Source organism: Modestobacter sp. URMC 112, from assembly GCF_053502575.1.
Genome location: NZ_CP199957.1, coordinates 4,297,584 through 4,324,314 on the forward strand (window position 1 = coordinate 4,297,584; position 26,731 = coordinate 4,324,314).

At 76.2% G+C, this 26,731-nt stretch carries 27 protein-coding genes; 16 read left to right on the plus strand and 11 right to left on the minus strand.

Annotated elements, in window-relative coordinates; translation table 11 throughout:
• Positions 1 to 68: 68 nt before the first annotated feature.
• The 4 genes from ACWIX6_RS20465 to ACWIX6_RS20480 all read left to right on the plus strand — a co-directional run bounded on the left by ACWIX6_RS20465 (position 69) and on the right by ACWIX6_RS20480 (position 4,584).
• Positions 69 to 542 (plus strand): general stress protein, encoded by a 474-nt coding sequence (locus tag ACWIX6_RS20465; RefSeq protein WP_448614276.1) that lies wholly within the window; start codon positions 69 to 71, stop codon positions 540 to 542.
• 103 nt (positions 543 to 645) lie between these two features.
• A complete protein-coding gene (locus ACWIX6_RS20470) occupies positions 646 to 2,379 on the plus strand; it encodes a PEP-utilizing enzyme (RefSeq protein ID WP_448614277.1) in 1,734 nt (577 codons plus the stop codon).
• Entirely contained in the window at positions 2,376 to 3,194 is an 819-nt protein-coding gene (locus ACWIX6_RS20475; RefSeq protein ID WP_448614278.1) for a PEP/pyruvate-binding domain-containing protein, read from the plus strand. Before ACWIX6_RS20470 ends, ACWIX6_RS20475 begins: the two co-directional genes overlap by 4 nt.
• Before the next feature lie 28 nt (positions 3,195 to 3,222).
• Complete coding sequence (locus ACWIX6_RS20480; RefSeq protein ID WP_448614279.1) at positions 3,223 to 4,584, plus strand: MFS transporter; 1,362 nt, start codon at positions 3,223 to 3,225, stop codon at positions 4,582 to 4,584.
• A gap of 33 nt (positions 4,585 to 4,617) precedes the next feature.
• On the opposite strand, the gene ACWIX6_RS20485 is transcribed toward ACWIX6_RS20480, so the two are convergent.
• Positions 4,618 to 5,427, minus strand: coding sequence for a TrmH family RNA methyltransferase (locus ACWIX6_RS20485; RefSeq protein ID WP_448614280.1), 810 nt, complete (start codon positions 5,425 to 5,427; stop codon positions 4,618 to 4,620).
• Positions 5,428 to 5,539: 112 nt separating this feature from the next.
• On the opposite strand from ACWIX6_RS20485, the gene ACWIX6_RS20490 reads away from it, so the two are divergent.
• From ACWIX6_RS20490 to ACWIX6_RS20525, 8 genes are all read left to right on the plus strand, one after another.
• Entirely contained in the window at positions 5,540 to 6,505 is a 966-nt protein-coding gene (locus tag ACWIX6_RS20490; protein ID WP_448614281.1) for an NAD(P)/FAD-dependent oxidoreductase, read from the plus strand.
• Between the two features lie 86 nt (positions 6,506 to 6,591).
• A complete protein-coding gene (locus ACWIX6_RS20495; RefSeq protein ID WP_448614282.1) occupies positions 6,592 to 7,395 on the plus strand; it encodes an ABC transporter ATP-binding protein in 804 nt (267 codons plus the stop codon).
• A complete protein-coding gene (locus ACWIX6_RS20500; protein WP_448614283.1) occupies positions 7,392 to 8,186 on the plus strand; it encodes an ABC transporter permease in 795 nt (264 codons plus the stop codon). The genes ACWIX6_RS20495 and ACWIX6_RS20500 overlap by 4 nt, the downstream gene beginning before the upstream one ends.
• Positions 8,102 to 8,842 (plus strand): TetR/AcrR family transcriptional regulator, encoded by a 741-nt coding sequence (locus ACWIX6_RS20505; RefSeq protein ID WP_448614284.1) that lies wholly within the window; start codon positions 8,102 to 8,104, stop codon positions 8,840 to 8,842. The genes ACWIX6_RS20500 and ACWIX6_RS20505 overlap by 85 nt, the downstream gene beginning before the upstream one ends.
• Complete coding sequence (locus ACWIX6_RS20510; RefSeq protein WP_448614285.1) at positions 8,839 to 9,588, plus strand: ABC transporter ATP-binding protein; 750 nt, start codon at positions 8,839 to 8,841, stop codon at positions 9,586 to 9,588. Before ACWIX6_RS20505 ends, ACWIX6_RS20510 begins: the two co-directional genes overlap by 4 nt.
• On the plus strand, positions 9,585 to 10,265 hold the full coding sequence (locus ACWIX6_RS20515; RefSeq protein WP_448614286.1) for an ABC transporter ATP-binding protein: 681 nt from the start codon (positions 9,585 to 9,587) through the stop codon (positions 10,263 to 10,265). Before ACWIX6_RS20510 ends, ACWIX6_RS20515 begins: the two co-directional genes overlap by 4 nt.
• Positions 10,266 to 10,333: 68 nt before the next feature.
• On the plus strand, positions 10,334 to 13,012 hold the full coding sequence (locus ACWIX6_RS20520; RefSeq protein ID WP_448614287.1) for a hypothetical protein: 2,679 nt from the start codon (positions 10,334 to 10,336) through the stop codon (positions 13,010 to 13,012).
• 92 nt (positions 13,013 to 13,104) lie between these two features.
• Positions 13,105 to 13,914 carry a hypothetical protein gene (locus ACWIX6_RS20525; RefSeq protein WP_448614288.1) on the plus strand — a complete coding sequence of 270 codons (810 nt, stop codon included), beginning with the start codon at positions 13,105 to 13,107 and terminating at the stop codon, positions 13,912 to 13,914.
• Between the two features lie 41 nt (positions 13,915 to 13,955).
• Here the strand turns inward: ACWIX6_RS20525 and ACWIX6_RS20530 are convergent, their stop codons facing one another.
• Positions 13,956 to 14,792 (minus strand): thioesterase family protein, encoded by an 837-nt coding sequence (locus ACWIX6_RS20530; protein ID WP_448614289.1) that lies wholly within the window; start codon positions 14,790 to 14,792, stop codon positions 13,956 to 13,958.
• A gap of 27 nt (positions 14,793 to 14,819) precedes the next feature.
• Here ACWIX6_RS20530 and ACWIX6_RS20535 point away from each other — a divergent pair, with 27 nt between their 5' ends.
• Positions 14,820 to 15,788, plus strand: a complete 969-nt coding sequence (locus ACWIX6_RS20535) for an aldo/keto reductase (protein ID WP_448614290.1) — start codon at positions 14,820 to 14,822, stop codon at positions 15,786 to 15,788.
• Positions 15,789 to 15,920: 132 nt separating this feature from the next.
• Here ACWIX6_RS20535 and thpR read toward each other — a convergent pair whose 3' ends face one another.
• From thpR to ACWIX6_RS20560, 5 genes are all read right to left on the minus strand, one after another.
• Positions 15,921 to 16,514 (minus strand): RNA 2',3'-cyclic phosphodiesterase, encoded by a 594-nt coding sequence (gene thpR / locus ACWIX6_RS20540; RefSeq protein ID WP_448617017.1) that lies wholly within the window; start codon positions 16,512 to 16,514, stop codon positions 15,921 to 15,923.
• Positions 16,511 to 16,963 (minus strand): hypothetical protein, encoded by a 453-nt coding sequence (locus ACWIX6_RS20545; RefSeq protein ID WP_448614291.1) that lies wholly within the window; start codon positions 16,961 to 16,963, stop codon positions 16,511 to 16,513. The genes thpR and ACWIX6_RS20545 overlap by 4 nt, the downstream gene beginning before the upstream one ends.
• A gap of 61 nt (positions 16,964 to 17,024) precedes the next feature.
• The gene (locus ACWIX6_RS20550; protein ID WP_448614292.1) at positions 17,025 to 18,398 is read right to left on the minus strand and encodes an MFS transporter; all 1,374 of its coding nucleotides are present in this window, start codon (positions 18,396 to 18,398) and stop codon (positions 17,025 to 17,027) included.
• A gap of 41 nt (positions 18,399 to 18,439) precedes the next feature.
• Positions 18,440 to 18,874: a MarR family winged helix-turn-helix transcriptional regulator gene (locus ACWIX6_RS20555; RefSeq protein ID WP_448614293.1), complete on the minus strand. Its 435-nt coding sequence runs from the start codon at positions 18,872 to 18,874 to the stop codon at positions 18,440 to 18,442.
• Positions 18,875 to 18,977: 103 nt separating this feature from the next.
• Complete coding sequence (locus tag ACWIX6_RS20560; protein WP_448614294.1) at positions 18,978 to 20,546, minus strand: NCS2 family permease; 1,569 nt, start codon at positions 20,544 to 20,546, stop codon at positions 18,978 to 18,980.
• A gap of 143 nt (positions 20,547 to 20,689) precedes the next feature.
• Between ACWIX6_RS20560 and ACWIX6_RS20565 the strand changes: the two genes are divergently transcribed.
• Entirely contained in the window at positions 20,690 to 20,938 is a 249-nt protein-coding gene (locus ACWIX6_RS20565) for a DUF2530 domain-containing protein (RefSeq protein WP_448614295.1), read from the plus strand.
• Here the strand turns inward: ACWIX6_RS20565 and ACWIX6_RS20570 are convergent.
• The gene (locus tag ACWIX6_RS20570; RefSeq protein WP_448614296.1) at positions 20,874 to 21,482 is read right to left on the minus strand and encodes a GNAT family N-acetyltransferase; all 609 of its coding nucleotides are present in this window, start codon (positions 21,480 to 21,482) and stop codon (positions 20,874 to 20,876) included. The two genes, ACWIX6_RS20565 and ACWIX6_RS20570, sit on opposite strands and share 65 nt — an antisense overlap.
• On the minus strand, positions 21,479 to 22,300 hold the full coding sequence (locus tag ACWIX6_RS20575) for a DUF3027 domain-containing protein (RefSeq protein WP_448614297.1): 822 nt from the start codon (positions 22,298 to 22,300) through the stop codon (positions 21,479 to 21,481). The genes ACWIX6_RS20570 and ACWIX6_RS20575 overlap by 4 nt, the downstream gene beginning before the upstream one ends.
• A gap of 68 nt (positions 22,301 to 22,368) precedes the next feature.
• Between ACWIX6_RS20575 and ACWIX6_RS20580 the strand changes: the two genes are divergently transcribed.
• Together ACWIX6_RS20580 and ACWIX6_RS20585 are read left to right on the plus strand one after the other, a co-directional pair.
• A complete protein-coding gene (locus ACWIX6_RS20580; RefSeq protein WP_448614298.1) occupies positions 22,369 to 23,934 on the plus strand; it encodes an MFS transporter in 1,566 nt (521 codons plus the stop codon).
• Positions 23,931 to 24,413: a DUF2771 family protein gene (locus tag ACWIX6_RS20585; protein WP_448614299.1), complete on the plus strand. Its 483-nt coding sequence runs from the start codon at positions 23,931 to 23,933 to the stop codon at positions 24,411 to 24,413. The genes ACWIX6_RS20580 and ACWIX6_RS20585 overlap by 4 nt, the downstream gene beginning before the upstream one ends.
• 63 nt (positions 24,414 to 24,476) lie before the next feature.
• On the opposite strand, the gene ACWIX6_RS20590 is transcribed toward ACWIX6_RS20585, so the two are convergent.
• Positions 24,477 to 24,860: a cold-shock protein gene (locus ACWIX6_RS20590; protein WP_448614300.1), complete on the minus strand. Its 384-nt coding sequence runs from the start codon at positions 24,858 to 24,860 to the stop codon at positions 24,477 to 24,479.
• 202 nt (positions 24,861 to 25,062) lie between these two features.
• Positions 25,063 to 26,718 (minus strand): AMP-binding protein, encoded by a 1,656-nt coding sequence (locus tag ACWIX6_RS20595; protein WP_448614301.1) that lies wholly within the window; start codon positions 26,716 to 26,718, stop codon positions 25,063 to 25,065.
• Between the last annotated feature and the right edge of the window lie 13 nt (positions 26,719 to 26,731).

Here is a 26,731-nt window from a genome sequence, read left to right on the forward strand (position 1 = left end):
GCAGGTGAGGTGGAGCGGCCGGACCCACCGGTCGCCGCTCGCCTGCCCGGACGCTCATGGAGGCGAACATGGCGGCATCGGTGTCCATGCCACTCGGTGGTGTGCAGGTGGCCACGTACGACGACTACCAGCAGGCCCAGCGCGCGGTGGACTTCCTGTCCGACGAGAAGTTCCCGGTGGAGAACGTCACGATCATCGGCAGCGACCTGCGGATGGTCGAGCGGGTGACCGGCCGGATGACCTGGGGCCGGGCGATCGGCGCCGGCGCGGCCAGCGGCGCCTGGTTCGGCCTCTTCGTGGGCCTGCTGCTGGGCATCTTCACGCCCGACGGCAGCAGCTGGATCGGGTCGGTGCTCTCCGGCCTCTTCATCGGTCTGGTGTTCGGCGCGGTCTTCGGGGCGGTCGGCTACGCGGCGACCCAGGGCAAGCGCGACTTCACCAGCGTCAACCAGGTGGTGGCCGGCCGCTACGAGGTGATGTGCCACCCGCAGTTCGCCGAGGACGCCCGGGCCCGGTTGGCCCGCCTCTCCCTGCGCAACTAGCCGCGACGGGACCGACCCGTCGGCCGTCAGGAGGACAAAGGCCCTGGAGAGGATGTGATCCAGCTCACTAGCGTGGGCCGCCCACCGACCGGGGAGGCCTGCCGTGGAGGACACCAACACCGGACGCGTCGGGGTCGGGCACAGCACGCCGGCCCAGCGGGAGTGGGCTGCTCCGGGGCCGGGGACCTGGCTCCTGGACGCGAGTCACGCACCCCATCCGCTGTGCCGCTTCAGCGCGGCGGTCCTCCCCGCCGCCATGGAAGCCGGTTTCCACGACACGCTTGCCCGGTACGGAGCGCTCATCGAGCACTTCGACACCGCCTTCGTGGGCGGTTTCCTCTACAACCGGATCCGCGCCGTGGGCGCCCCGCCCGACGCCGCCGGCCCTCCTCCGGAGCCGGTCTTCAGGCGACTGCTCGAGGAGGTCCCCGCGCTCCGCGAACGGGTGGCCACCGCCGAGGCGGTGTTCGCCGAGCGCCGGTGGCGGGAGGACCTGCGGCTCTGGGACGAGTCGGTCAAGCCCTCGCTGCTGGCCATGCACCGGGCCCTGACCTCCGTCGACCTGGCTGCCCTCGACGACGCCGACCTGTGCGACCACGTCGACCGCTGCGCTCAGGCGCTCGCTGAGGGCCACCTGCAGCACCACCGGCACAACATGCCGGCGATGCTCCCGGTCGGCGACTACGCCGTGCACACCATGCGCTGGACCGGCCTGCCGCCTGCCGAGGTCCTCGGCTGCCTGGCCGGCGCGAGTCCGGCGACCGAGGGCGCGCCGGCCGAGCTCGCGGCCCTGGTGGCCGCGCTGCAGGACGAGCCGGCCGCGGCGGAGTCCGTGCTGGACCAGTCGCTGGAGCCCGACGAGGTGCTGAGCCGGCTGCTCCGCCGGCCGGGCGCCGTGGGCACCCGGGCGGACGCCTACCTGTCCGCCCTGGGTGCCCTCCCGCTCGACGGCGAGGACTCGGTCGCCGAGCCGGGGTCCCTGGAGGCCCCGGGCCTGGTGCTCGTCCGGCTCCGGGCGGCACTGCAGCCGGGACGGCGGACGGACACCGATCAGGGCGCGGCGGCGATCGCCCGGGTCCGCGCGGCGGTGCCCGCGGAGAACCGGGCCGCGTTCGAGGTCCTGCTGGCCGAGGCGCTGCTGGTGTACCGGCTGCGGGACGAACGCGCCGTGTACGGCGACCGGATGGCCGGCAGCGCCGCCCGGACGGCGCTGCTCGAGGTCGGCCGGCGGCTGGCCGAGCGGGGGGCGCTGGACGAACCGACCGACGTCGTCGACCTCGACCCCGACGAGGTGCGCACGCTGCTCCTGGACGGGCAGGGCCCGTCCCGCGCGGAGGTCGGCGAGCGGGTCCGGTGGCGGCGGACCGCCGACTACCGGGACATGCCGCCGCTCTTCGGGCCCCCGCCGGCCGAGCCCGTACCCGCCTCCTGGCTGCCACCGGCCGCCGCCCGCGTCCAGGAGGCCATGGGCTTCATGATCGCCTCGGTGCTGCGGGACGCCGCGCTGAGCGGTACGGCGCGGTCGGTCCGCGGCATCGGCGTCAGCGCGGGCAGCTACGAGGGCACCGCGCGGGTGCTGGCCGGCTCGCACGAGCTGGGCCGCGTGCAACCCGGCGACGTGCTCGTCGCGCCGTCCACCGGACCGGCGTTCAACCTCGTCCTCCCCCGCCTGGGGGCGATCGTCACCGACCGGGGCGGGCTGCTGTCCCACGCCGCGATCGTGGCGCGGGAGTTCGGCATCCCCGCGGTGGTCGGCTGCCAGGACGCCACCCGCCTCGTCCGGGACGGCGCCCGGGTGCTGGTGGACGGTGCCACCGGGACCGTCTCGCTCCGGTGACGCTCCCGGCGCTGCCGCTCGCCGCGGTGCAGGACGCGGACGCCTACGGCGGGAAGGCCCTGGCGCTCGGGGTGGCCCTGCGCCGGGGACTGCCGGTCCCCCCGGGCATCGCCCTCCCCGCCGACCTGGTCGCGGCCGCCGCCGACGACCCGGCCGCACGGGACACCGTCCGTGCGGCGGCCCGGCAGCTCGGTGGGCCGATGGCGGCGCGGTCGTCGGCCGTGGGCGAGGACGGTGCGGCCTCCAGCTTCGCCGGCCAGCACCTCACCGTGCTGAACCTGGAGGACCCCGACGCGGTCGTCGACGCCGTCGTCCGGGTCGGCGGCTCGGCGAGCGCTCCGTCGGCGCTGGCCTACCGCCACGCCCGGGGCGACCGCTCGGGGCCCCGGTGCGGCGTCGTCCTCCAGCGACTGGTGCCCGCGGTCGCGGCGGGGGTGCTCTTCTCGAAGAACCCGGTGAGCGGGGAGGACGAGCTCGTGATCGAGGCCAGCTGGGCGCTGGGCGAGGCCGTGGTCGAGGGGCTGGTCATCCCCGACCTCTTCCGCCTGGACCGGGACGGGCACCTGCTCGAGCAGGTGGTCGGGACCAAGGACCGGGCCGTCGTCCCGCGACCCGGTGGCGGGACGACGACCGTCCAGGTCGACGCCCCGCGGGCACACCGGCCGTGTCTCGCCCCGCGCCAGCTGGCGACCCTCGCCGATCTGGCGCGCCGCTGCGACGAGGTCTTCGCCGGACCGTCGGACCTCGAGTGGGCGGTGACCGAGGACGACGTCGCGCTGCTGCAACGTCGTCCGATCACCGCCGTGGGCGGCTGACCGGGCCCATGGGGTCGAGGCGTCCACCGTGCTGACGGGACGGCGGGCCGGGGACGCGGCCACTCGGCGGGTGGTCGTCGCCGCGTGCCTGGTGACGACGCTGGTGCCACTGGGGTCGACGTCGGTCGCGGTCGCCCTGCCGCGGGTGGGCCAGGCCTTCGGCGCGGACGTGGCGAGCGTCCTCGCGCTGGTCACGGCCTACCTCGTGGTCACGGCGGCCTGCCAGCCGGTGGCCGGCGCCCTGGGCGACCGGTGGGGGCGCAGGCGCAGCTGCCTGGTCGGCACCTGGGGGTTCGGCGCGGCGTGCGCGCTCACCGCCCTCGCCCCCGGGCTGCCGGTCCTCGTCGCGCTGCGGTGCGCTCAGGCCGCCTGTGGTGCGCTGGCCCTGGTCAACGCGGGCGCGCTGGTGCGCACCACAGTGCCGGCGTCCGGCCGCGGCGCGGCGTTCGGCGCTGTCGGGGCGTCCGCGACGGCGGCCGCTGCCGCCGGGCCCGTCCTCGGCGGGGCCGCGGTCCACCTCGTCGGGTGGCGCGGTGCCTTCCTCGTCGGGTTGCCCCTGGTGGGCGTCGCGGCGGCCGCCGTGGTCCGGGGCATGCCGGCCGACCAGGTGGCCGCGGGGGCACCGGCGCGGTTCGACCGGTCCGGGGCCCTGCTGCTGCTCCTCGTCCTGGGCGGCGGCGCGACGCTGCTCAGCGAGGCACCCGGCCTCCCCGTCGCGGGCACCGTCGCGGCCGGCGCGCTGGTGCTCGCGGCGGGGACCTGGTTCGTCCGGCACGAGCTGACCCAGCGGTCCCCGGTGCTGGACGTCCGGGTGTTCCGGGTGCGCGGTGTGGTCGCGGCCGGCGCAGCGGTGGCCAGCGGCAACGCGGCCCTCTACACGGCCCTGCTGGCCGTGCCGCTGCTGGTGGGGAGCACCCGCGCGGTGCCCCTGCTGCTGGCCCTGCTGGTCGGCACGAGCGTGGCGTCGCTGGTCGGTGGGAGGCTCAGCGACCGCTGGGGCCGCCGCCGGCCGGCGGTGCTCGGCAGCCTGGTGGTCGGGGCCGCCTCCCTCGCGCTGGTGGTGACCGACCTGGCGGCAGACCCCCTGCTCGCCGGGGCACTGCTGGCTGCGTGCGGGGTCGGCCAGGGCCTGGCCGCGGCCGCCGTCCAGACCGCGGGGCTCGAGGCGCTGCCCCCCGAGCGCGCCGGCCTGGCGTCCGGGGTCTGGTCGACCTGCCGCTACCTGGGGAGCATCACCGGCAGCAGCCTGCTCGCGTTCCTGGTCGCCGGCGGGTCCAGCGCCGGCGTCTTCCTGCTGGCCGCCGTCGGCGGGGCGGCGTCCGCCGCGGCGGCTGCCGCGCTGCCCCGCTGGGCCGGCGCCCCACCGGCCCCGTCCAGGGCACCGCCCTGAGCTCGCGAAGGGTGGGGAGGACGGGGTCCTTCCTCAGCGGAGGCCGGCGAACGCGATCGCGGCGGCGGCGGCCACGCCGAGGGAGTCCACGCCGGTGCGCATCGGGATCCGGGCCCGCAGCGACGCGGCCGCCTGCGCCGCCGGGGTCAGCCCCGGGCCCTCCGCCCCCAGCAGGACGGCGGTGCGCGGGTGCGCCCGGGGGTCGACGTCGGCCAGGTCCACCGCGTCGTCCGCGGGGGTGAGTGCGACCGTGCGGTAGCCGGCGTCGTGCAGCCGGGCGAGGTCGGCGGGCCAGCTGCCCAGCACCGCGAACGGCAGTGACAGCACGTGCCCCATCGACACCCGCACCGCCCGGCGGTACAGCGGGTCCGCGCAGGTCGGGTCCAGCAGCAGCCCGTCCACGCCCAGCGCGACCGCCGACCGGGCGATCGAGCCCAGGTTCTCGTGGTCGTTGAGCCCCTCCAACACGGCCAGCCGGCGCGGCGCGGCCGGGTCCGGCCCGGCCAGCAGCTCGTCCAGGTCGGCGGGCGGGCGCCGGTCCGCCGCCGCGAGCACCCCACGGGTCAGCCGGAAGCCGATCACGTCCGACAGCACCCACTTGTCCGCCTCGTAGGCGGGCACGTCCGCGGGCAGCCGCAGGGCGGCGACGCGGCCGGGCACCCCGAGGACGGCGCGCACGCGGTAGGGCGAGGCCAGCAGCCGCTCGACGGCGGGGACCCCCTCCACGATCACCGGACCGGTGCCGCGCTCGGTGCCCGGGCGGCGGTCGCCGGCGACCAGGTCGCGGAAGTCGGCCACCCGCTCGTCCGCCGGATCGGTGATCACCTGTGGCTCCGCGGACACGCCCGCGATCATGCCCGCCACGCCGGCCCGGGATCAGGCCGGCTGGTCCGAGGTGTGCGAGGGCGGGAGGGCTCAGGCAGCGCCGGGACCGGCCGGGACGCAGGATCGGGCCGTGGACACCCCCGGGACGACGGTCATCGGCAGCGGCATCTCCGGCATCGCCTGCGCCCGGGCGCTGGCCGACGCGGGGCTGGCCGTCCGGGTGGTCGACCGGGGCCGGCGGCCGGGCGGCCGGATGGCCGGTCGCACCCTGCACGGGCGGCCGGTCGACCTCGGCGCCTCCTACTTCACCGTGCCCGACGGCTCGCCGTTCGGTGCCGTCGTCACGGACTGGGTGGACCGCGGCCTGGCCCGGGCGTGGACCGACACGTTCGCCGTCGCCGGCCCGGACGGGGTGACCCGGACGACGACCGGCCCGGTCCGCTACGGCACCCCCGGCGGCCTGCGGGGACTGGTGGCCGACCTCGCCACCGGCCTGCCGCTGGTGCAGGAGCGCACCGTCACGGCGGTGACCGTCGGGGACGACGGCCGGCCGGCGGTGGACGGCGAGGCGGTCGACGCGGCCGTGCTGGCCATGCCCGACCCGCAGGCGCAGCGGCTGCTCGGCCCGGGCACCGGCCCGGCGGTGCGTCCCGAGGGCTGGCAGCCCACGCTCTCCGTCGCGCTGGGCTGGTCCCAGCGGTACTGGCCGGCCGACCTGCACGGGGCCTTCGTGCACGACTCCCCGACGCTGGACTGGCTGGCCGACGACGGCGACCGGCGCGGCGACGGGGCCCCCGTGCTGGTCGCGCACGCCATCCCGGCGCTGTCCGCCCGGCACCTCGCCGAGCCGGACGGGGCGGTCCCCGAGGTGGTGGCCGCCGTCCGGCGGGTGCTCGGCATCGGCACCGACCCGGAGTGGACGCACGTCCACCGCTGGACCTTCGCCAAGCCGGGACAGCCCTCGGAGCGGGCGTTCGCCCTGGCCGGCCGGGTGGGGGTGTGCGGCGACGGGTGGTCGGCGCCGTCCCGGGTGGAGAGCGCCTGGCGCTCGGGCACCGCGCTGGGCCGGGAGCTCGCCCGCACGCTGCCCGCCTGATCCCCGCTCGTACCGGCACCCCTTGACCATGGGCACAGAACTCATCTAGCGTTGAGTTCATCACTCGTTGAGTTGGAGAGGCCGGCATGGACGCCGCTGTCACCGTCACCGATCTCGTCGTGTACCGGGGCCGTCGCCCGGTGCTGCACGGCCTGTCCGCCGCCGTCCCCCGCGGCCAGGTCACCGGGCTGCTGGGTCCCAGCGGCAGCGGGAAGACCACGCTGATGCGGGCGCTGGTCGGGGTCCAGCTGGTGCGCTCCGGCACGGTGACCGTGCTAGGCGAGCCCGCCGGGTCGGCGCGGCTGCGGTCCCGGGTCGGCTACGTGACCCAGGCGCCGAGCGTCTACCCCGACCTGACCGTCCGGGAGAACGTCCGCTACTTCGCCGCCCTCCACGGCCTGGGCGCAGCGGCGGCCGACACGGCGCTGGCCGACGTGGGGCTCGCCGGCGCCTCCGGCCAGCTGGTCGCCGACCTCTCCGGTGGCCAGCGGGGCCGGGTCTCGCTGGCCTGCGCGCTGGTCGGCTCCCCCGAACTGCTCGTGCTGGACGAGCCGACCGTGGGTCTGGACCCGGTGCTCCGGGTGGAACTGTGGGACCACTTCCATGCCCTCGCCGCGGCCGGGACGACGCTGGTGGTCTCCAGCCACGTCATGGACGAGGCCGGCCGCTGCGACCGGCTGCTGCTGATGCGCGAGGGCCGGCTGCTCGACGATTCCACGCCGCGGGAGTTGCGGGCCCGAACGGGCACCGAGGACCTCGAAGAGGCCTTCCTCACCCTGGTGCGCTCGGGCGAGGAGGTGGGCGTGAGCGGACCGGGGCGTGAGCATCGCAGCGAGGGACGAGCGAGGAGCGGAGCGCCCCGCGGGAGCGAACAGGTGGGCCAGGCGTGAACGCCCCGACGGCGACCCGGCCGCTCCTCCCGGCGTCCGGTGCGCGACTGACCTGGGCCACCACCGGGCGGGTGCTCCGCCAGCTGCGGCACGACCACCGGACGGTGGGCATGATGCTGGTGCTGCCCAGCGCGCTGCTCGGCCTGCTCTACCTGCTGTGGGCCGACCTGCCCACCGTGCCCGGCCGGCCGAGCACCTTCGACCGGGTCGGGCTGACCATGCTGGGTGTCTTCCCGTTCGTGGTGATGTTCCTGGTCACCAGCATCGCCATGCTGCGCGAGCGGACCTCCGGCACGCTGGAGCGGCTGCTCACCACGCCGCTGTCCCGGCCGGCGCTCCTGTTCGGCTACGGCCTCGCCTTCGGCCTGGCGGCGGCCGCCCAGGCGGTGGTCACGGTCACCGTCGCCACGACCCTGTACGACCTGGACGTGGCCGGGCCGGCGTACCTGGTCGTGCTGATCGCCGTGGTGGACGCCGTCCTCGGCGTCGCCCTGGGCCTGTTGGCCAGCGCCTTCGCCCGCAGCGAGTTCCAGGCCGTGCAGTTCATGCCGGTGGTGGTGCTGCCGCAGTTCTTCCTCTGCGGCCTGCTCGTGCCGCGGGAGCAGATGGCCGGCTGGCTGCAGGCGGTCAGCGACGTGCTGCCGCTCACCTACGCCGTGGAGGCGCTGCGGGAGGTCGGCACCTCCAGCGCTGCGTCGGGCACCATGTGGGTCGACGTCGCCGTCGTGGCCGGCGCGGCCCTGCTGGCCCTGGGCGCGGCCGCGGCCACCCTGCGGAGGAGGACCAGCTGAGCGAACCCGCCGCCCGGCCGCGCCGCGCCCGGCCCTCCGGACGCCGTCCCGGCAACCCCGACACCCGGGACGGCGTCCTCGCCGCGGCCCGCGCCGTCTTCGCCGACCGGGGCTTCGACAACGCCTCGATCCGGGTCATCGCCTCCTCGGCCGGGGTGGACCCGGCGCTGGTGCACCACTACTTCGGCAGCAAGGAGAAGCTCTTCCTGGCCGCCGTCGAGGCCCCGGCCGACCCGGACGAGCTGCTCCCCGAGGTGCTCGCCGGCGGGACGGCGGACCTGGGCGCCAACGTGGTGCGGATGCTGCTGCGGGTGTGGGACGGTCCGGCGCAGGCCGGCGGCCTGGCGCTGGTCCGCTCGGCGGTGAGCAACGAGTGGACCGCGCGGCTGCTCCGAGAGTTCCTCACCACCCGGGTGCTGCGCCGGGTGGTCAGCACCCTGGACCTGCCGCAGGCCGAGCGGGACGCCCGCGGCGGCCTGGCGGCCTCCCAGCTGATCGGCGTGGTCATGACCCGGTACGTGCTCCGGGTGGAGCCGCTGGCGTCGGCGTCCCCGGAGGAGGTGGTGGCCGCCGTCGGCCCCACCGTGCAGCGCTACCTGACCGGGCCGGTGGACCTCCCCGGCTCCCGGGCGGCCGACGGGCTCACGCCCCGATGAGCGATCCAGGCGGCGGGTTCCGGTTCGCCGACGACCCGCTGTCCGCCGCGGTGTTCACCGCCGCTCCCCCGGCCGCGTCGGCCGCCGTCTGCCGCGGCGTGGGCAAGACCTACCGGACGGCGAGCGAGTCGGTGACCGCACTGGCGGACGTGACGCTCGCCGTCCCCCGTGCCCAGGTGACCGTGGTGGTGGGCCCGTCGGGGTCGGGGAAGTCCTCGCTGCTGCGGCTGCTGGCCTGCATCGACCGCCCGGACACCGGCGAGGTGTCCATCGCCGGCCAGCGGGTCGACCGGCTCGGCGCCCGGGCCCGCCGCCGGCTCCGCCGGCAGCAGGTGGCCTACCTCTTCCAGCGCCCCGGCGAGAACCTGCTGCCCTACCTCGACGCGGTGGCCCAGGTGCAGCTCGCCGGCCGGCTCCGCGGCGCCGCGGTCGGGGACGACGAGGCGCTGGCCCTGCTGGACCGGCTGGGGCTCGCCGGCCGCGCCGACCACCGGCCGGCCCAGCTCTCCGGTGGGGAGCAGCAGCGGCTCGCCGTCGCCTGCGGGGTGGTCGGCTCCCCCGCCCTGGTGGTCGCCGACGAACCCACCGCGGAGCTCGACACCGCCGCCGCCGAACGAGTGCTGGCCGCCATGGAGGACCTCGCGCAGGACGGCGTGGGCTTCGTGCTGTCCTCCCACGACCCGCGGGTGATGGCGGTCGCCGACGGGTTCATCCGGCTCGACCACGGCCGGCTGGTGGCCGGGTGACGACGACGGCGTCCGGCGGCTTCACCGGGACCGGGCTGGTCAAGCGCTACCGGCGCGGCGCGGAGACCGTGTCCGCGCTGGCCGGGGTGGACCTGGAGGTGTCGGCCGGGGAGTTCGTGGCGCTGGTCGGCCCGTCGGGGTCGGGGAAGAGCACCCTGCTGGCGCTGCTGTGCGGCTGGGAGACCGCGGACGAGGGCCGGCTGACCTACCGCGGCGCACTGGCCGACCGGCGACCGGACACCCTCGGCTGGCCCGAGCTGGCGCTGGTGCCGCAGGCCCTCGGCCTGGTCGCCGACCTGAGCCTGGCCGACAACCTGCTGCTGCCCGCCCGGCTCCGCGGCACGCTGACCGCCGACCGGCCCCGGGCGCAGCGGCTGCTCGGGGACCTCGGCCTCTCCCACCTGGCCGACCGGTACCCCGCCCAGGCATCGCTCGGCGAGCAGCAGCGGGTCGCCGTCGCCCGGGCGCTGCTGCTCCGGCCGGCCGTCCTGCTGGCCGACGAGCCCACCGCGCACCAGGACCGCGGGCACGCCGACGGGCTGCTGGACGCCCTCACCGACGCGGCCCGGCTGGGGACCGCCGTGCTGGTCGCCACCCACGACCAGCAGGCCTGGGCCCGGGCGGACCGGGTGCTGTCGATGAGGGACGGCCGGCTCGCCGACGGGCCGCCGGCGTGAGCGGACAGGCACGTGAGCATCGCAGCGAGGAACGAGCGAGGAGCCGAGCGCGCCGCGGGAGTGGACCGATGACGCGGACCCGGTCCCCGCTGTGGCGGCTGGCACCGTGGACCCGCGCGCCGCTGCTCGGGCTCCGCCGGCCCGCCGCCGTCCTCGCCGTGGTGGTGACCAGCGCCATCCTGGCCTGCGCCGTCGCCTCGGCGTCGCTGTTCCTCTCCTCCGCCCGCTCCGCCGCGCTGCAGCAGCAGCTGGCCGCCCAGTGCGCCGAGGCCGGGTGGCCGCAGACGGGGGCCTCCTTCGCCGTGCCGCCCGGCACCCCGCCGGCGGAGGTGACAGCGGCGCTCGACGGGCTCCGGGCCGGCTGGGCGACCGAGGGACGGGACAGCGAGCGGGTCCTCCGGATCACCCGGGCCGTCGGCGCCGGCGGCAACCCGCAGTCCGGGATGCTGGTCCGCGGTCCCGACGGCGCACCCGTCACCCAGCCGGCCAACCTCTTCTGGCGGGCCGGGGTCACCGGGCAGGTGCAGGTCGTCGATGCGGACGACGGCCCGGGTGTGTGGCTGCCGGCCTCCTACGCCCGCGACGCCGGGGCCCGGGTCGGCGACACGGTCACCATGTCGGGACAGCCGGTGCCGGTGACCGGTGTCTACACCGACCTGTTCGAGACCGACCCGGGCCCGTACTGGTGCGACTCCGCCGACCTCTACCTGAACCTCGGGTCGGCGGACGTCCCACCGCCGGCCCTGGCGCTGGCCACCGACGAGGCGACGTTCGCCCGGCTCGCGGCCGCCGCCGGGCAGGCCGAGGTCGTCGAGCAGGTGCCCGTCGACGCGGCGTCGCTCACCGCGACCCGGGCCCGGGCGCTCACCGCGGCCCAGGAGCGGGCCGTCGCCGCGGCCCCTCCGCCGACCGGCGGCGTCGAGGTGCTGGGCAGCGGCTCGAACGACCGGCTGCCGGACGCCGTCGGGCGCGCGGAGCTGATCGAGTCCGGGCTGCGGGGGCCGGTCGTGCCGGTGGCGGTGGCCGGTGGGCTGTTGGCGCTGGTCCTGGTGGCCGCGGCGGGCAGCTTCTGGGCCGACCGGCGGGCCTCGGAGGTGCGGCTGCTCGCCGCCCGCGGGGTCGGGCCGGCGCCGCTCGCCGGCAAGGCGGCGCTCGAGCTCGGGCTGCCGGCGCTGGCCGGCGCGGCGCTGGGCTGGGCGGCGTCCCGGCTGCTGGTGGCCGGGCTGGGACCGGCCGACGACCTGGACCCGGCGGCCACCACGGCGGCGGCGCTGGCGGGGGTGGCCGCGTTCGTGGTCGGGCTGGCCGCCGCGGCCGTGGTCGCCGGGCTGCGGGCCCGGGGGACGGCCGAGCGGCCGCTGGGCGCGGCGCCGCGGTGGCCCTCTCGGGTGCCGTGGGAGGTGGCCCTGCTCGCCGCGGCGGCCTGGTGCTGGGTCCTGCTGGGCAGCCGCGAGGCGGTGGTCAGCGAGGGTGGGGTGGCGCAGGTCAACGGGCTGCTGGTGGCCTTCCCGCTGCTCGCCGTGGCCGGCGCGGCGGTGCTGCTGGCCCGGCTGCTCACCGCACTGCTCCCCCGGGTCCGCCGCTGGGCGGGCCGCCGCGGACCGGGGGTCTTCCTGGCCGGGAACCGGCTCGCCGCGGCCCGGCTGGCCACCGCCAGCCTGCTGGCCGCGGTGACCCTGCCGGTGGCCGTGCTGGGCTACACGGCGACGCTGACCTCCAGTGCGCGGACCACCCTGGACGCCAAGGTCGGCGTGCAGATCGGGGCGGAGCGGGCGGTGCTCTCGGTCTCCCGCTTCGCGCCGACCCCCGAGATCGACCGGGTCGGGACCCTCGTCGTCCGGTACGACGGCAGCGCGGACGCCGACCGGGGGGACGGCGGCTCGGCCGACCGGCGCGACGTGCAGGTCCTCGCCGTGGACCCCGACGACTTCGCCGGCACCGCGTTCTGGGACGACTCGTTCGCCGACGCACCGCTGGCCGAGCTGATGGCCGCCCTGCGCGGCCCCGAGGTCGACGGCCGGGTGCCCGTGGTGGCCGCCGGGCTGCCCCCGGGCGACCCGGACCTGCGGCTGGGCAGCGCGGAGCTGCCGGCCGAGGTCGTCGCCGCGGCCCGGGTGCTGCCCGGGCGCCGGACCGCCGACCCGGTGGTCCTGGTCGCCGCCGACCGGGTGCCGGAGGTGCCGCGCACCGCCGGCGCCGCGCGGGTCGCCGAGATCTGGACCGACGGCGACCGGGGACCGGCGGTCGACGCCCTCGTGGCGGCCGGGGGCTCCGTCGGCCGCACCCTGGAACCGGCCGGCGTGGTGCAGAGCGCCAACTTCCTGGGCATCACCTGGACGTTCGGCTACCTGTCGGCGCTCGCCGTCTTCGTGGGCGTGATCGCCGTCGGCGGTCTGCTGCTGCACCTCGAGGCCCGCTCGCGCAGCCGCGTGTCCGGCTACGTGATGGCCCGCCGGCTCGGGCTCAGCCGCGCGGCGCACCTACGCTCCCTGCTGGCCGAACTGGCCGGCGTCGCCGTCACCGGCCTGGTGCTGGGCGCGGTGCTGGCCGCCGGCGCGGTGGCCCTGGTGTACCGCCGGCTGGACGTCGACCTGCTGCGCCCGCCGACCCCGCTGCTCGACGTCCCGTGGACGGCGCTGGCCGCGACCGCGCTGGGCACCCTCGCGGTGAGCGCGCTGGCCGGCCTGTACGCCCAGCGCGCCGCGGACCGCGCCGACCCGGCGACCGTCCTGCGCGAGGACGCCTGACCTCCTTCGGGTGACCCACCTCACCGCGGGTTCACTTCCTGACCACGGTGAGGCATGCTCCCCGTCGTGTGGTGCTACGCGGGGAGTACATCGTGACCGACCGCCGGGGTGGCCCCCTGGCGACGGCCCTGGCGGAGGTCGACCGCGACGCCGCCCAGGAGGGCGTCGACCGGCGGCTGGCCCGCTGGGTGCTGGTGGCGCCGCTCATCGGCGCCGTCCTGGCGGCGGCGACGCTGGTCCATCGCCCGCTGTTCCTCTGGGTCATGGCGGAGGACCGCGTCGTCGAGTGGGCGCAGTTCGCCGCCTTCGCCGCCGCCGGCGTCCTCTTCGCCGTCGCCGCCTTTCGGCTCGCCCGCTCCGGGGAGCTGGTGGCCGCGGTGCTCATCGCGTTCGGCGCGCTGGGCATCCTGGGCATCGCCGGGGAGGAGATCTCCTGGGGGCAGCGCCTGCTCGGGCTGGAGACGCCGGAGTCGCTGGCCGAGGCCAACCACCAGAACGAGATCAACATCCACAACATCACCACCTTCCCGGTCCAGCGGATCGGGAACTACCTGCAGCTGGTCCTCGGCTTCGCGGGCATGCTGCTGCCGTGGCTGACCCGCGTGCGTCGGCCGGTGGTGTCGGCCCGACTGCTCCGGCTGCTGTCCCCGCCGCTGATGGCGACGACGTGCTTCGGCCTGCTCTTCGCCTACCGCGCCGTCCGCTTCGTCTACGACTCCACCGGCCAGGCGGTGGTGAAGTACGGCGAGTGGCCGGAGCTCTGCTTCGCCCTGGCGCTGGCACTGTTCGCCTTCCTGCTGGCCCGCGGCGCCCGCGACGGGCGGGCGTTCGGCGAGGCGGCCCCCCGCGGCCAGGGTGCGGCGGACGCGCCGACCGCGCCCGGGACCACCGCCCCCGCCTGACCCGCGGTCGGGCACCGGGCAGCGGCCCGCGCGGGTCGGGCTCAGCCGCGCGGGGCCCGCGCCAACTGCCGGCTCTGCGCCACCAGCCGGCCGGTGGCGTCCCAGATCCGGTAGTCCTCGTCGATCCAGCCCCCGGCGATCTCCCCGGACCGCGCCTCCACGAGGCACCAGCCCGGCGCCGGCACGGCGCGGACGAGCACCTGCAACTGCACGGTCGGTGCCCAGCCCAGGGTGCCCAACGCCCAGATGCTCGGCGGCAGGCAGTCGGCGAGCGCGATCAGCGACAGCGGGTCGTGGTCCCGGCCACCGGCCAGCCGCACCCAGGCCCGCATCACCGGCTCACCCGCCGGCCGGCCGGTCACCCAGCCGGCCGTGGCCGGGTCGAGCCGGGTGTCCAGCCGGGTCAGCAGCCCGGGCGCCACCAGCCCGCCGTGTCCCTCCACGTCGTGCGCCGTCATGTCCAGGCAGTCCTCCACCGGGGGCACCGCCGGCATCCGCGTCCCGGCCGAGCGGTAGGCGGGCTCGTCGCCGGCCAGCGTCCCCGTCGTCGCCTGCACGGAGATCAGCGGCCCGCGGTCGTCGGCCAGCACCACGGACGAGTGCGCCACCGTGCGCCCCACCGTCCCCGGGGTGACGTGCAGCTGCGCCGGCCCGGCCGAGGCCGCCCGCAGGTAGCCGGCCGAGAGCGCCACCGGGTGCGGGTGCGGTGACCGCGCGACGGCTGCCCGGGCGACCACCGCGAGCAGGTAGCCACCGTTGAGGACGCCGCCGCCGACCTCCCAGCCAGGGTCGAGCTCGGCGGTCATCGGCCCGTCGCCGGCGTCGGCGACGGCGGTGGTGCGGTCGAACTCGGAGGTCAGGTCGTCGGTCTGCGGCACGAGGGACAGGGTGCCAGGCTGGCCGGCATGGACCAGACCCACCTCGGCCGCAGCGGACTCTCGGTCTCCCGGCTGTGCCTCGGCACGATGAACTTCGGCTGGAAGACCGACGAGGGCGACTCGCACGCGATCATGGACCGCGCGCACACCGAGGGCGTCAACTTCTTCGACACCGCCAACGTCTACGGCTTCGACGCCGGCAAGGGCCGCACCGAGGAGGTCCTGGGCACCTGGTTCGCCTCCGGCGGCGGACGCCGGGAGCGCACGGTGATGGCCACCAAGGTCTACGGCGGGATGTCCGACTGGCCCAACGACACCTTCCTGTCCGCCCGGAACATCGTGCGCGCGTGCGATGCGTCGCTGCGCCGGCTGCAGACCGACTGGATCGACCTCTACCAGTTCCACCACGTCGACCTGTCCACGCCGTGGGAGGAGATCTGGCAGGCCTGCGAGACGCTGGTCGCGCAGGGCAAGGTCCTGTACGTCGGGTCGTCGAACCACGCCGGCTGGCAGCTCGCCGCCGCGAACGAGGCGGCTCGGGCGAGGCACTTCACCGGCCTGGTCAGCGAGCAGTCGATCTACAACCTGCTGGTGCGCGACATCGAGCTGGAGGTCCTCCCGGCCGCGCAGCACTACGGCATCGGGATCATCCCGTGGAGCCCGCTGCAGGGCGGCCTGCTCGCCGGGGTACTCGCGAAGGCCGAGGGTGACCGGCGCAGCGCCGAGCACGCGCAGGAGCGGCTGGAACGGCACCGCCCGGCCGTGCAGGCCTACGAAGACGCCTGCCGCGAGTGGGGCCTGGCCCCGGCCGACGTCGGCATCGCCTGGCTGCTCAGCCGGCCCGGCGTGACCGCGCCGATCATCGGGCCGCGGACGATGGAGCAGTTCGAGGGGGCGCTGGGCGCGACCTCCATCGTCCTGGAGCAGGCGCAGCTCGACCGGCTGGACGAGATCTTCCCCGGCAAGGAGCCGGCCCCGATGGACTACGCCTGGTGAAGTAGAAGGACCCCGTCCTCCCCCGGAAGGACCCCGCTCCCCTCACCCCTCGCGAGCTCGGCTGAAGGACCCCTCCCCACGAGCCCTTCGCAAGCTCAGGCCACGACCGGGAGGGGCCACCAGGCTGGGTGTTCATCCGACCCGCCAGGCGGCGAGGCGGTCGTAGCGCGGGACCGGGCCGAGGTGGCTGCGCCACAGCACCACCTCGGTGACCGGCCAGGCCGGCCCCCGGTAGCCGGCCAGCCGCCCGGGCAGGCCGCCGTCCGCCGGCCCCCCGGGACGCCAGCGGCCGAGGGTGAGGTGCGGCTGGAACGGCCGGTCCTCGGTGCGCAGGCCGACCGCGCGGGCGGCGGCGCCGAGCCGGCCGGCCAGCGCGGCCAGCGGGACGACGTCGCCGGCCAGGCCCGCCCAGCACACCGCGGGACGGCGCCGGGAGCCGAAGGAGCCCGCCCCGGCGACCTCCAGCGACATCGGCGGGGCCGCGGCCACCGCGGGGGCGACGGCGTCCCGGAGCGGGGTCACCCGACCGTCGGGGACCTCCCCGAGGAACTGCAGCGTCACGTGCCACCGGTCCGGCGACGTCCAGCGGGGCGCGCCGGGGGCGTCGCGGAGCGGGGTCAGTGCCCGGTCGAGGTCCCGGACGGCCTCCGGGGACGGGTCGACGGCGAGGAACAGTCGCCCGGACCCCCGCCCCGGCGCCGGGTCGGGCGCGGGCCCGGCGCTCAGCCGGACACCACGAGCCCGGCGGCCTCCAGCGAGGCCAGCAGCCGTAGCCGCTCGACCTCCCGGCCCGACTCCGGCACCGTGGTCAGCTGGTGCGGCACCTCGAGCAGCTCGGCCGCCTCGACCAGCACGTCGTCGTAGGCGGCGAGCAGACCGCGCCGGCGGGCGACCGGCGTCCCGCTGGGCACCACGGCCAGCTCGTGCGCCAGCCGGCGGAGGTCGGCGGCCACCGACTGCACCGGGCGGTGCGGCGGACCGGCCAGGGGCAGCGCCTCGTCCCCGTCCGGGCAGGGACGGCGAGCCGGCCGGAGCTGCGGGAGGCGGAGCTGGCCGGTGAACAGCCGGAACAGCACGCCGAGCAGGGCGAAGCCGCCGCCGAGGGCGGCCGTGAGCGCAGCGAGACCCAGCAACGACGTGACGACGCTCCCGGACGCCGCCGCCTGCTCCGGCACACCAGCACGGTACGTCCGTCGCCGGGGCGGGACAACGGCCGTTCGCCCCTGCGCCCGCAGGTCAGCGCCGGGGACCACCGCCCGGGGAGGAGCTCGCGGGCCCCCGGCTGCTTCCGGGCACCTCGCCGGCGGCTGGCTCGGCCGGGGCCGGGGCCGTCGCCCCGGCCGGGGCGACGGCGGGCGGGCCGGCGACGTGCAGGTGCACGGTCGGCGGGACGACGTGCATCTCCAGGCGCACCCGCCGTCCCCTGGACAGCACCGCACCGGCGACCACCGCGACCACGATGCAGGCCAGGCCGCCGGCGATGAGCCCCCACCGCGCGCCGAGGTGCTCGGACACCCAGCCGATCAGCGGCGCCCCCACCGGCGTCCCGCCCAGGAAGCACATGAAGTACAGCGCGAGGATCCGGCCACGCATCTGGGCGTCCACGCCGAGCTGGACGAAGCTGTTGCAGGCCACGCTGAAGACCAGAGCCGCGGCACCGGTGGGGACCAGCAGCACGGCGAAGGTCAGCACACCGGGCATCAGGCCGCACACCACCAGCAGGGCGCCGAAGGCGACCGAGGAGAGGATCAGGAAGCGCTGCAGCGGCCGGCCGCTGCGCCGGGTGGACAGCAGCGCCCCGGACAGGGAGCCGACCGCGTAGCAGGTGGAGAGCAGGCCGAACGCGGCGGCGCCCAGGCCGAACTCCTCGCGGGCCATCAGCGCGATGGTGATCTGGGTGTTGAAGCCGAAGGTGCCCGCAACGAACGCCAGCAGCATCGCCAGCTGTAGGTCGGGGTGCCGGCGGGTGTAGGCGAGCGCCTCCCGGACCTGACCGCGGGCGCGGGCCACCGGGGTGCTGCGCCGCAGCTCGTCGACCCGCATGGCCAGCAGGGACCCGATGGTCACCGCGAACGTCGCGGCGTTGACCAGGAACGCCGGCGCCGTGTCGCCGCCGGCTCCGGCCACCAGCGCGCCGGCGAGGGCCGGTCCGACGAGCCGCGCGCCGTTGAAGACCGTGGAGTTGAGGCTGACGGCGTTGGCCAGCCGTTCGGGCCCGACCATCTCCGAGACGAAGGACTGGCGCACCGGCATGTCCAGCGAGGACACCACGCCCAGGGCGGCGGCCAGCAGGTACACGTGCCAGAGGTCCACACCGCCGGTGGCGACCAGCAGGCCGAGGCACAGCGCCAGCGCACCCATCACCGCCTGGGTGACCATGAGCACGCGCCGCTTGTCGTACCGGTCGGCGAGCACCCCGCCGGAGAAGCTGAACAACAGCGTGGGGGCGAACTGCAGGGCGGTGGTGACGCCCAGCGCCACGCCGCTGCCCCCGGACAGCTGGAGCACCAGCCAGTCCTGGCCGATCCGCTGCATCCACGTCCCGGTGAGGCTGACCAGGTTCGCCGCGGCGTACAGCCGGTAGTTGCGTACGCGCAGTGCGGCGAACATCGCCGTCCGCCTCGGGAGGGCATCTGCCTCAGGCGTGTGCGTCACCCACTGGCGAGCTTGTCCATGATGACCGCCGCCTCGCGGAGCACCGACCGTTCCTCGGCGGTCAGCTGGTGCAACTGGCCGGACAGCCACGCCTCGCGGGCCCGCACCTCCTCGCCGAGCAGGTCCTCCGCGGCCTGGGTGAGGTCGATGACCACCTGCCGGCCGTCGGTGGGGTGCGGCGTGCGGGTCACCAGGCCGCGCGACTCCAACGCCACGACCACCCGGGTCATCGACGGTGGCTGGACCCGCTCGTGGGCCGCCAGCTCACCGGGGCTCATCGGGCCGTGCCGCTTGAGCGTGGACAGCGCGGCCAGGTGGGTCAGGGTGACCGAGGTGTCCACGCGCTGGTTGCGCAGCCGCCGGGAGAAGCGCATGACGGCCAGCCGCAGGTCATGGGCGAGCGCCGCGGTGTCCAGCGTCGTCCGGGTCACCTCCATAGCCTACCTAACGATGCCGCCCGGTGGCCCGCGTCAGGCCCCCCTTCAGGGTCCCGCCCCGAGCCTGCGAGAGACCGGGGGCAGCGGGGTCCTTCCTCTAGAAGAGCTGCTGCAGCGGCTCGAGGAAGAAGTAGACGAGGAAGACAGCGGCCACCACCCACATCAGCGGGTGGACGTCCCGCCGGCGGCCGACCGCCACCCGCAGCAGCACGTAGCTGATCACCCCGGCACCGATGCCGTTGGTGATGGAGTAGGTGAACGGCATCAGGGCGATGGTCAGGAAGGCCGGGATGACGAGGGACAGGTCCCCCCACTCCAGGTCGCGGATCTGGCTGATCAGCAGCGCACCCACGATCACCAGCGCGGGGGCGGCCGCCTCGGAGGGGACGACGGCCACCAGCGGGGTGAAGAAGGCGGCCGCGAGGAACAGCGCGCCGGTGACCACGCTGGCCAGGCCCGTGCGCGCGCCGTCGGCGACGCCGGAGGCGCTCTCGATGTAGGTGGTGTTGGAGGAGATGCCGGCAGCGCCACCGGCCGCGGCGGCCACGGAGTCGACCAGCAGCACCGGCTGGGAGCGCGGCAGGTTGCGGTCCTCGTCGAGCAGGCCGGCCTCGGCGCCGACGGCGGTGACGGTGCCGACCGTGTCGAAGAAGTCCGCGATCATGATCGAGAAGACGATGAGGACGGCGGCGAGCACGCCGATCCGGGAGAACCCGCCGAACAGCGAGAACTGCCCGATGAGCGAGAGGTCCGGGACGCCGACCCACGAGTCGGGCCAGGACGGCACCTGCAGGGCCCAGCCGCGGGGGTTGGCCTCGGCGCCGTCGGTGCCGAAGCGGGGACCGACGTCGGCGACGGCCTCGACCACGATGGCGAACAGGGTGGTGACGACGATGCCGATCAGCAGCGCGCCGCGGACCTTGCGCACCACCAGGACGGCGGTGATCAGCAGCCCGACGACGAAGGTGAGCAGTGGCCACCCGGCCAGCTGCCCGTTCACGCCGAAGCTGATCAGCGGGACGCCCGGGCGGACGACCCCGGCGTCGGCCAGCCCGATGATGGTCAGGAAGAACCCGATGCCGACCGCGATCGACGTCTTCAGCTGCGCGGGGATGGCCTCGAACACCGCCCGGCGGAAGCCGGTGAGCACCAGCAGGGTGATGAGCAGGCCCTCCAGCACCACCAGGCCCATGATCTCCGGCCAGGTCAGCTGGGTGGCGGCGAAGACGGCGACGATCGCGTTGATGCCCAGGCCGGTCGCCAGCGCGAACGGGTACCGCCCGATGACGCCCATGGCGATGGTCAGCACCCCGGCGACCAGCGCGGTCACCGCGGCGACCGACCCGAAGGGCAGGCTGTTCCCGGCGACGTCGACGCCGGACAGGATGATCGGGTTGAGCACCACGATGTAGGCCATCGTGAAGAAGGTGGTCAGGCCGCCGCGCATCTCCCGGCCGACCGTGGAGCGCCGGGCGGTGACCTCGAAGTAGCGGTCCAGGCCGTTCTTCGGCCGGACGGTGGGCCCGGGGCTGCGCCGTGTGGCCGGACCCTGCGTCTCGTCCGGGGTGCCGGCGGTGGCCGTGGCGCCGCCGCTCCGGTCGCCCCTGGCCGCGCCGCTGCGGGCACCGGATGCCTTGCGGGCGCTGGGTCGGGACTTGTCGGGCATGGGTGACTCCCGGGGCAGGTGGGCGGGGGCCGGCAGCGCGGACGGCGTCGAGCGGCGACAGCGTGCCACATGCCCGGCCGCGACCGGCACTCCCGGACCTCGCGAGATGGGCCACGTCCGCGGGCTGTCTCTAGGCTCGGTCCGTGCCCCGGCCCACCCGTCCGTCCCCGCCGCCGCTGCAGGTGGACACCGCACGCGTCGTCCTGGCCGGGACGGCGCTGTGGGCGGGGGCCCTGGTGGTGCTGCTGGTGCTCGGCGACCGGGTCGACCGGGTGTGGACCTGGACCTGCCTGGCCGCGATCGGACTGGCCCTGCTGGGGCTGGGCGTCATGCGCTGGCAGGGCCAGACCCGCCGGGACCGGGCCGGCGGGCCCGCCACTCCACGCGGGTGATCGCGTACTCGACCTCACCGAGCTCGGTGCCGGGCAGCGGGTCGTCGAAGGAGCGGGAGAACGTGCGCACGTGGGTCAGCCCGACCGCGGCCATCGTCGCCCGGGACGCCGCGTTCACGGCCATGGTCTCCGCGAACACCCGCGCCAGCCCCAGGTCCTCGAAGCCGTGCCGGAGCAGCTCCCGGGACCCCTCCGACGCCAGTCCGCGGCGCCAGTGCCGGCGCAGCAGGCGGTAGCCCAGCTCGGCCTGTCCGGCGACCGGCCCCTGGTCCGGGCGGCTCGGCGGTCCGAGCACCCACCAGCCGACGAACTCCCCGTCGACCAGCCCGGCCCAGGAGCCCAGTCCGGGGACGACGGCCGCTTCGGCCAGGCGGTGGCGGTGGAGTGCCTCGACCTCCGCCCGGGTGCGGGCGCGACCGGTCAGGTACCGCATCACCTCCGGATCGGCGTCCAGCTCCACCTCGCCGGCCAGGTGCTCGTCCCCGAGCGGGACGAGCAGCAGGCGAGGGGTCCGCAGGGTGGCCTGGGCGGCCCCCGCGCTCACAGCACGTCGAAGTCGGCGGTGTCGTAGCGGGCGGTGGTGGTGACCTCCACCGGCTCCCCGGAGCCCTCGCTGCTGGCCTGGCTGTGGGCGCCGCAGCCGTGGTCGGCGGTCACCACCCGGCCGTCGGCGGGGGCGAAGACGTTGCTGCAGGCGCCGAGCGACATCCGGAGGGAACCGGCCAGCGGGAGGAAGAAGCCGCAGGTGGCACACGGCCCAGGGGCGTGGCGGGCCATCGCCGACGTGGGCCCGAAGTCGCCCCCGCGCCAGCGCGCCACCGCCTCGGCGCGCCCCTCCACCGACAGCACGCGCTCCCGGCCGATGCCGATCTCGGCGGCGACCACGCGGCCGGCCGGGTCGTCGGCGGAGTCGTCGTCGGCCAGGTAGGCGGGGACCAGCCGCGGGTCGTCCTCGGTGGTGGGCAGGACGTCGCCCACCGACAGGTCACCGGGCCGCAGCCGCTCGTGCCACGGCACCCACGCCGGGGCCAGCAGCGCCTCGTCGCCGGGCAGCAGGACCACCTCGTCGACGGTCACCCGGTCATCGCCGGGGACCCGGGCCACCGTGACCGCCCAGTGCCAGCCCACGTAGCCCGGCAGCGCGGCGGCGAAGGTGTGGGTGGCCACCGCTCCCAGCTCACCGGCCGCCGCGGAGGCGGCGACCTCGGGGTCGACCGGCTCGGGCAGCACGCCGAGGTGGTCCCCGACCTCGGCCGGGTGGCCGGCCACCTCGACGGCGGCGGCGCGGGCCTGCTCGACGGCCGCGGCCAGGACGTCGTCCGGGGTGGAGCCGTGCGCAGCGGGGTGCGGGGTGTCGGACACGGCTCCATTGTCCCGGATGGTCGAGCCGGCGCAGCCGGCCCGTCCCCGGGGTGCGGCACGATGGGGTGGTGAGCTCGTCCACCGGTCCGCACCGACGCCGTCGGCTGCGCACCTCCCGCGGCTCCGCGGGGACGGCGACCGACGGCGTGGACACCGCGCCGCTGCCGGTGCGCCGGGCCCAGACCCGGCCGCTCCCGGTGGCTCCCGCCCAGCCGACGGGCGAGGACGGCCCCACCCTGGTCGCGGACCCGGTCGTCGTCCCGGCCGGAGGTGCCGCGCCTCCCCCACCGGCGGCCCCCGCGCCCGGCCCCCGCGCACCGCGCAAGCTGACGGTCACCCGGGTCGCGGCGGTGCGCAGTCGGGACCTGACGGCCGCCGCCGTCCGGTGGGTCCGGGCGGCGGGCCGGGCCGACGGCGCCGGGGAGACCGGGCTCTCCGGGCTGGTGTGGGTCAACGCGCTGCACACCGCCGGCGACGCGATGATCGCCGTCTCCCTCGCCGGGACCTTGTTCTTCGCCGCGCCGGCCGACACGCAGCGCAGCAACGTGGCGCTGTACCTCCTGGTCACCATGGCGCCGTTCGTGCTGCTCGCCCCGGTGATCGGCCCGGCGCTGGACCGGCTGCGGCACGGCCGCCGCTGGGCGCTGGCGGCCGGCCTCGGCGGCCGCGCCCTGCTCGCGGTGCTGATGGCCACCGCCGCCGACGAGCTGGCGCTCTACCCGGCGGCCCTGGGCGCGCTGGTGCTGTCCAAGGGGTTCACCGTGCTGCGCGCGGCCGTCGTCCCCCGGTTGCTGCCCTCCGCGATGTCGCTGACCTCGGCGAACGCCCGGCTGTCGGTGTTCGGGCTCGCCGCCGGCGCGGTGTTCGGCGGACTCGGCGCCGGGCTGGCCGCGCTGCTCGGGTTCGGCTGGGAGCTGGGCGCCGCGACCGTGGTCTTCACGGTCGCGGCGGTGCTGGCCGTCCGGCTGCCCGCCCGGGTGGACGTGTCGACCGGCGAGCAGCCGGCCAACGTGCTGACCACCGCGGAGATCCCGGTGCTCGGTCGCCGCCCGCCGGCCGGCCCGCACGTGGTGACGGCGCTGCGGGCGACCGCGGCGCTGCGCGGCCTGGCCGGCTTCCTGACGGTCTTCTCGGCGTTCCTGGTGCAGGCCACGGTGGCCGACGGCTGGGCGGCGACACTGGCCCTGGGCGGGATCGCGGCCGCGGCCGGGGTGGGCAGCTTCGCCGGCACCGCGGTCGCCTCGCGGCTGCACGGCACCAGCCCCGACCGGCTGGTGCTCGGCTCGGCGGGCGGCGCCGCGGCGGTCACCGTGCTGGCCGCGGCCTCCTACAGCTTCCCGATGGCCGCGGTGGTGGCCGGGGTGTCCGCGGTGGCCAACGCGCTGGGCAAGGCCGCGCTGGACGCGATCGTGCAGCGGGAGGTGCCCGACGCGCTGCGCGCCTCGGCGTTCGCCCGCTCGGAGACCGTCCTGCAGCTGGCCTGGGTGGCCGGCGGCGTGCTCGCCATCGCGCTGCCGACGACCGGCTGGCTCGGCTTCACCGTCGCCGCCGCGCTGCTGGTGCTCGCGGTGGCGCTGACCCTGCTGGGCCGGCGCCGTGGTGGCCGGCCCGTCCCGGCGGAGGAGTGGGCGTGACCGCGAGCCGCCGCGCCGCCGTCCTGGTCGGGCTGGTCACCGTGCTCGCCGGCTGCGGCGGCGCCGCGGCCGAGGAGACCGCGCCTCCCCCGGTGACCGCGCAGGTCGGCGAACAGGAGGTGACGGTCGACCCCACCCAGTACTGCCTGGCCGGCGAGGGACAGCGCTACAGCTCCACGCCGCCGATCCTGGAGGTGCCGGCCGACACCGCGATCGTCCTGCGGGTCCCCGACGCACTGGCCCAGGAGGGCTGGAGCGTGCAGGTCTTCGACGACCGGCTGGAGGAGCTGATCGGGGAGGTGGAGGTCGAGCCGGGCTCGCCGGTGTTCGACGGCATCAGCTCCTCCGACGTCGTCCCGCCGGCCTTCTACCTGGTGGTCGTCCAGCAGCCGGACGCCGACGCCTGCGAGGGCCTGGCCGGCGCGTGGCCGATCGGCTTCATCCGCGCCGGGGGGACCCCGGCGGGACCCGCCGGCTGACCCGGCCCCCCTGCAGGGGCCCGCCACGAGCTTGCGAGTGGTCGGGCGCAGGGGGGCCCTTGATCAGGACTCCAGGTCGTCGGCGACGGCGCGCAGCACCGACCCGACCTTGCGGGAGACCTGCCGGTCGGGGTGCCGGCCGTGCCGCAGCCCCTCGGACACGTTGTCCAGCAGCTTGATCAGGTCCTCGATGATCGGGACCAGGTCGTCGGGCTTCTTGCGGGTGGCGGCGACCGCGGACGGGAGCGGGTCGAGCACCTGGACCTGCAGCGCCTGGTCGCCGCGCCGTCCCTGCACGATCCCGAACTCCACCCGCTGCCCGGGCTTCAGCTCCGCGGTCCCGGCCGGCAACGCGTCCTTGTGCACGAACACGTCGGGGCCGCCTTCGCGGGCGAGGAAGCCGAAGCCCTTCTCCGCGTTGAACCACTTCACCTTGCCGCTGGGCACGTCGATCCCTCGTTCGTCGATGTCCCCGGACCGGTGCCCGGGGTGGCGCCGCGGGGATGCCCACGGTGCCGTCAGCCCAGGTTAGTCGGCCGACAGCGGCGCGGCGCCGACGTTTCCCCGGCAGCGTCACCGGCCGGCCGCCCCCGGCCTCCCTGCAGGGGCCCGCCGCGAGCCTGCGAGCGGTGGGGGGCAGGGAGGTCCTTCAGGCGTTGCGGACGGCCGCCGCGGCCTGCAGACCGAGCTCCTGCACCGAGACCTCGCGCATCTCCACCTTGCGCACCTTGCCGGTGACGGTCATGGGGAAGGAGTCGACGAGCTTCACGTACCGCGGGACCTTGTAGTGGGCCAGCTTGCCGTCGCAGAACTCGCGGAGGGCCTCCGCGGTGAGCGGCTCGGCGCCGGGGCGGAGCCGCACCCAGGCCATCAGCTCCTCGCCGTAGCGCTCGTCCGGCACGCCGATCACCTGCGCCTCGACGATGTCGGGGTGGGTGAAGAGGAACTCCTCCACCTCCCGCGGGTACACGTTCTCCCCGCCGCGGATGACCATGTCCTTGATCCGGCCGACGATGTTGAGGTAGCCGTCGGCGTCCATCACGGCGAGGTCGCCGGTGTGCATCCAGCGGGCGGCGTCGATGACCTCGGCGGTCTTCTCCGGCTCCTCCCAGTAGCCGAGCATCACCGAGTAGCCGCGGGTGCAGAACTCCCCGGCCTCGCCGCGGGGCACGACCCGGCCGGTCTCCGGGTTGACGATCTTGACCTCCAGGTGCGGGTGCACCCGGCCGACCGTGGAGGTGCGCCGGTCCAGGTCGTCGTCGGCGCCGGTCTGGGTGGACACCGGCGAGGTCTCGGTCATGCCGTAGCAGATGGTCACCTCGGTCATGCCCATCTCGCTGACCACGCGCTTCATCACCTCGACCGGGCACGGGGAGCCGGCCATGATCCCGGTGCGCAGCGACGAGAGGTCGTAGTCGGCGAAGTCGGGCAGCCCGAGCTCGGCGATGAACATGGTCGGGACGCCGTAGAGCGACGTGCACCGCTCGTCCTGCACGGCCTTGAGGGTCAGCGCGGGGTCGAAGCCGGGGGCCGGGACGACCATCGTCGCGCCGTGGCTGGTGGCCGCCAGGTTGCCCATGCCCATGCCGAAGCAGTGGTAGTAGGGCACCGGGATGCAGATGCGGTCGGCCTCGGTGTAGCCGCAGCCCTCGCCCACGAAGAACCCGTTGTTGAGCAGGTTGTGGTGGGTGAGCGTTGCGCCCTTGGGGAAGCCGGTCGTCCCGGAGGTGTACTGGATGTTGACCGGGTCGTCGGCCGACAGCAGCTGCGCGCGCTCGGCCAGCCGGCCCCGGTCCGCGGCCCGGCCGGTCCCCATCAGCCGCTCCCACTCGGGGTCGCCGAGGAAGACCACCTCGCGGAGGCCAGGGCAGTCCCCGCGGACCTCGGCGACCATGGCCCGGTAGTCACTGGTCTTGAAGGACGGCGCGGCGACCAGCACCGAGATGCCGGCCTGGCGCAGCACGTAGCTCAGCTCGTGCGTGCGGTAGGCGGGGTTGACGTTGACCAAGATCGCGCCGAGCTTCGCCGTCCCGTACTGGACGAACACCCACTCCGCGCAGTTCGGCGCCCAGATGCCGACCCGGTCCCCCTGCTGCACGCCGAGCGCGTCCAGGCCCAGGGCGCAGGCGTCCACGTCGGCGACCAGCTGCGGGTAGGTCCAGCGGCGACCGGTCGCGCACTCGACGAGCGCCTCGTGGTCGCCCACCCGCGCGGCCGTCCGGTCGAGGTCCGCCCCGATCGTCTCGCCGAGCAACGGCACCGTGGAGGTGCCGTTGCTGTAGGACGGCAGCGCGGGCTGGGTCATGTCTTCCTCCTCG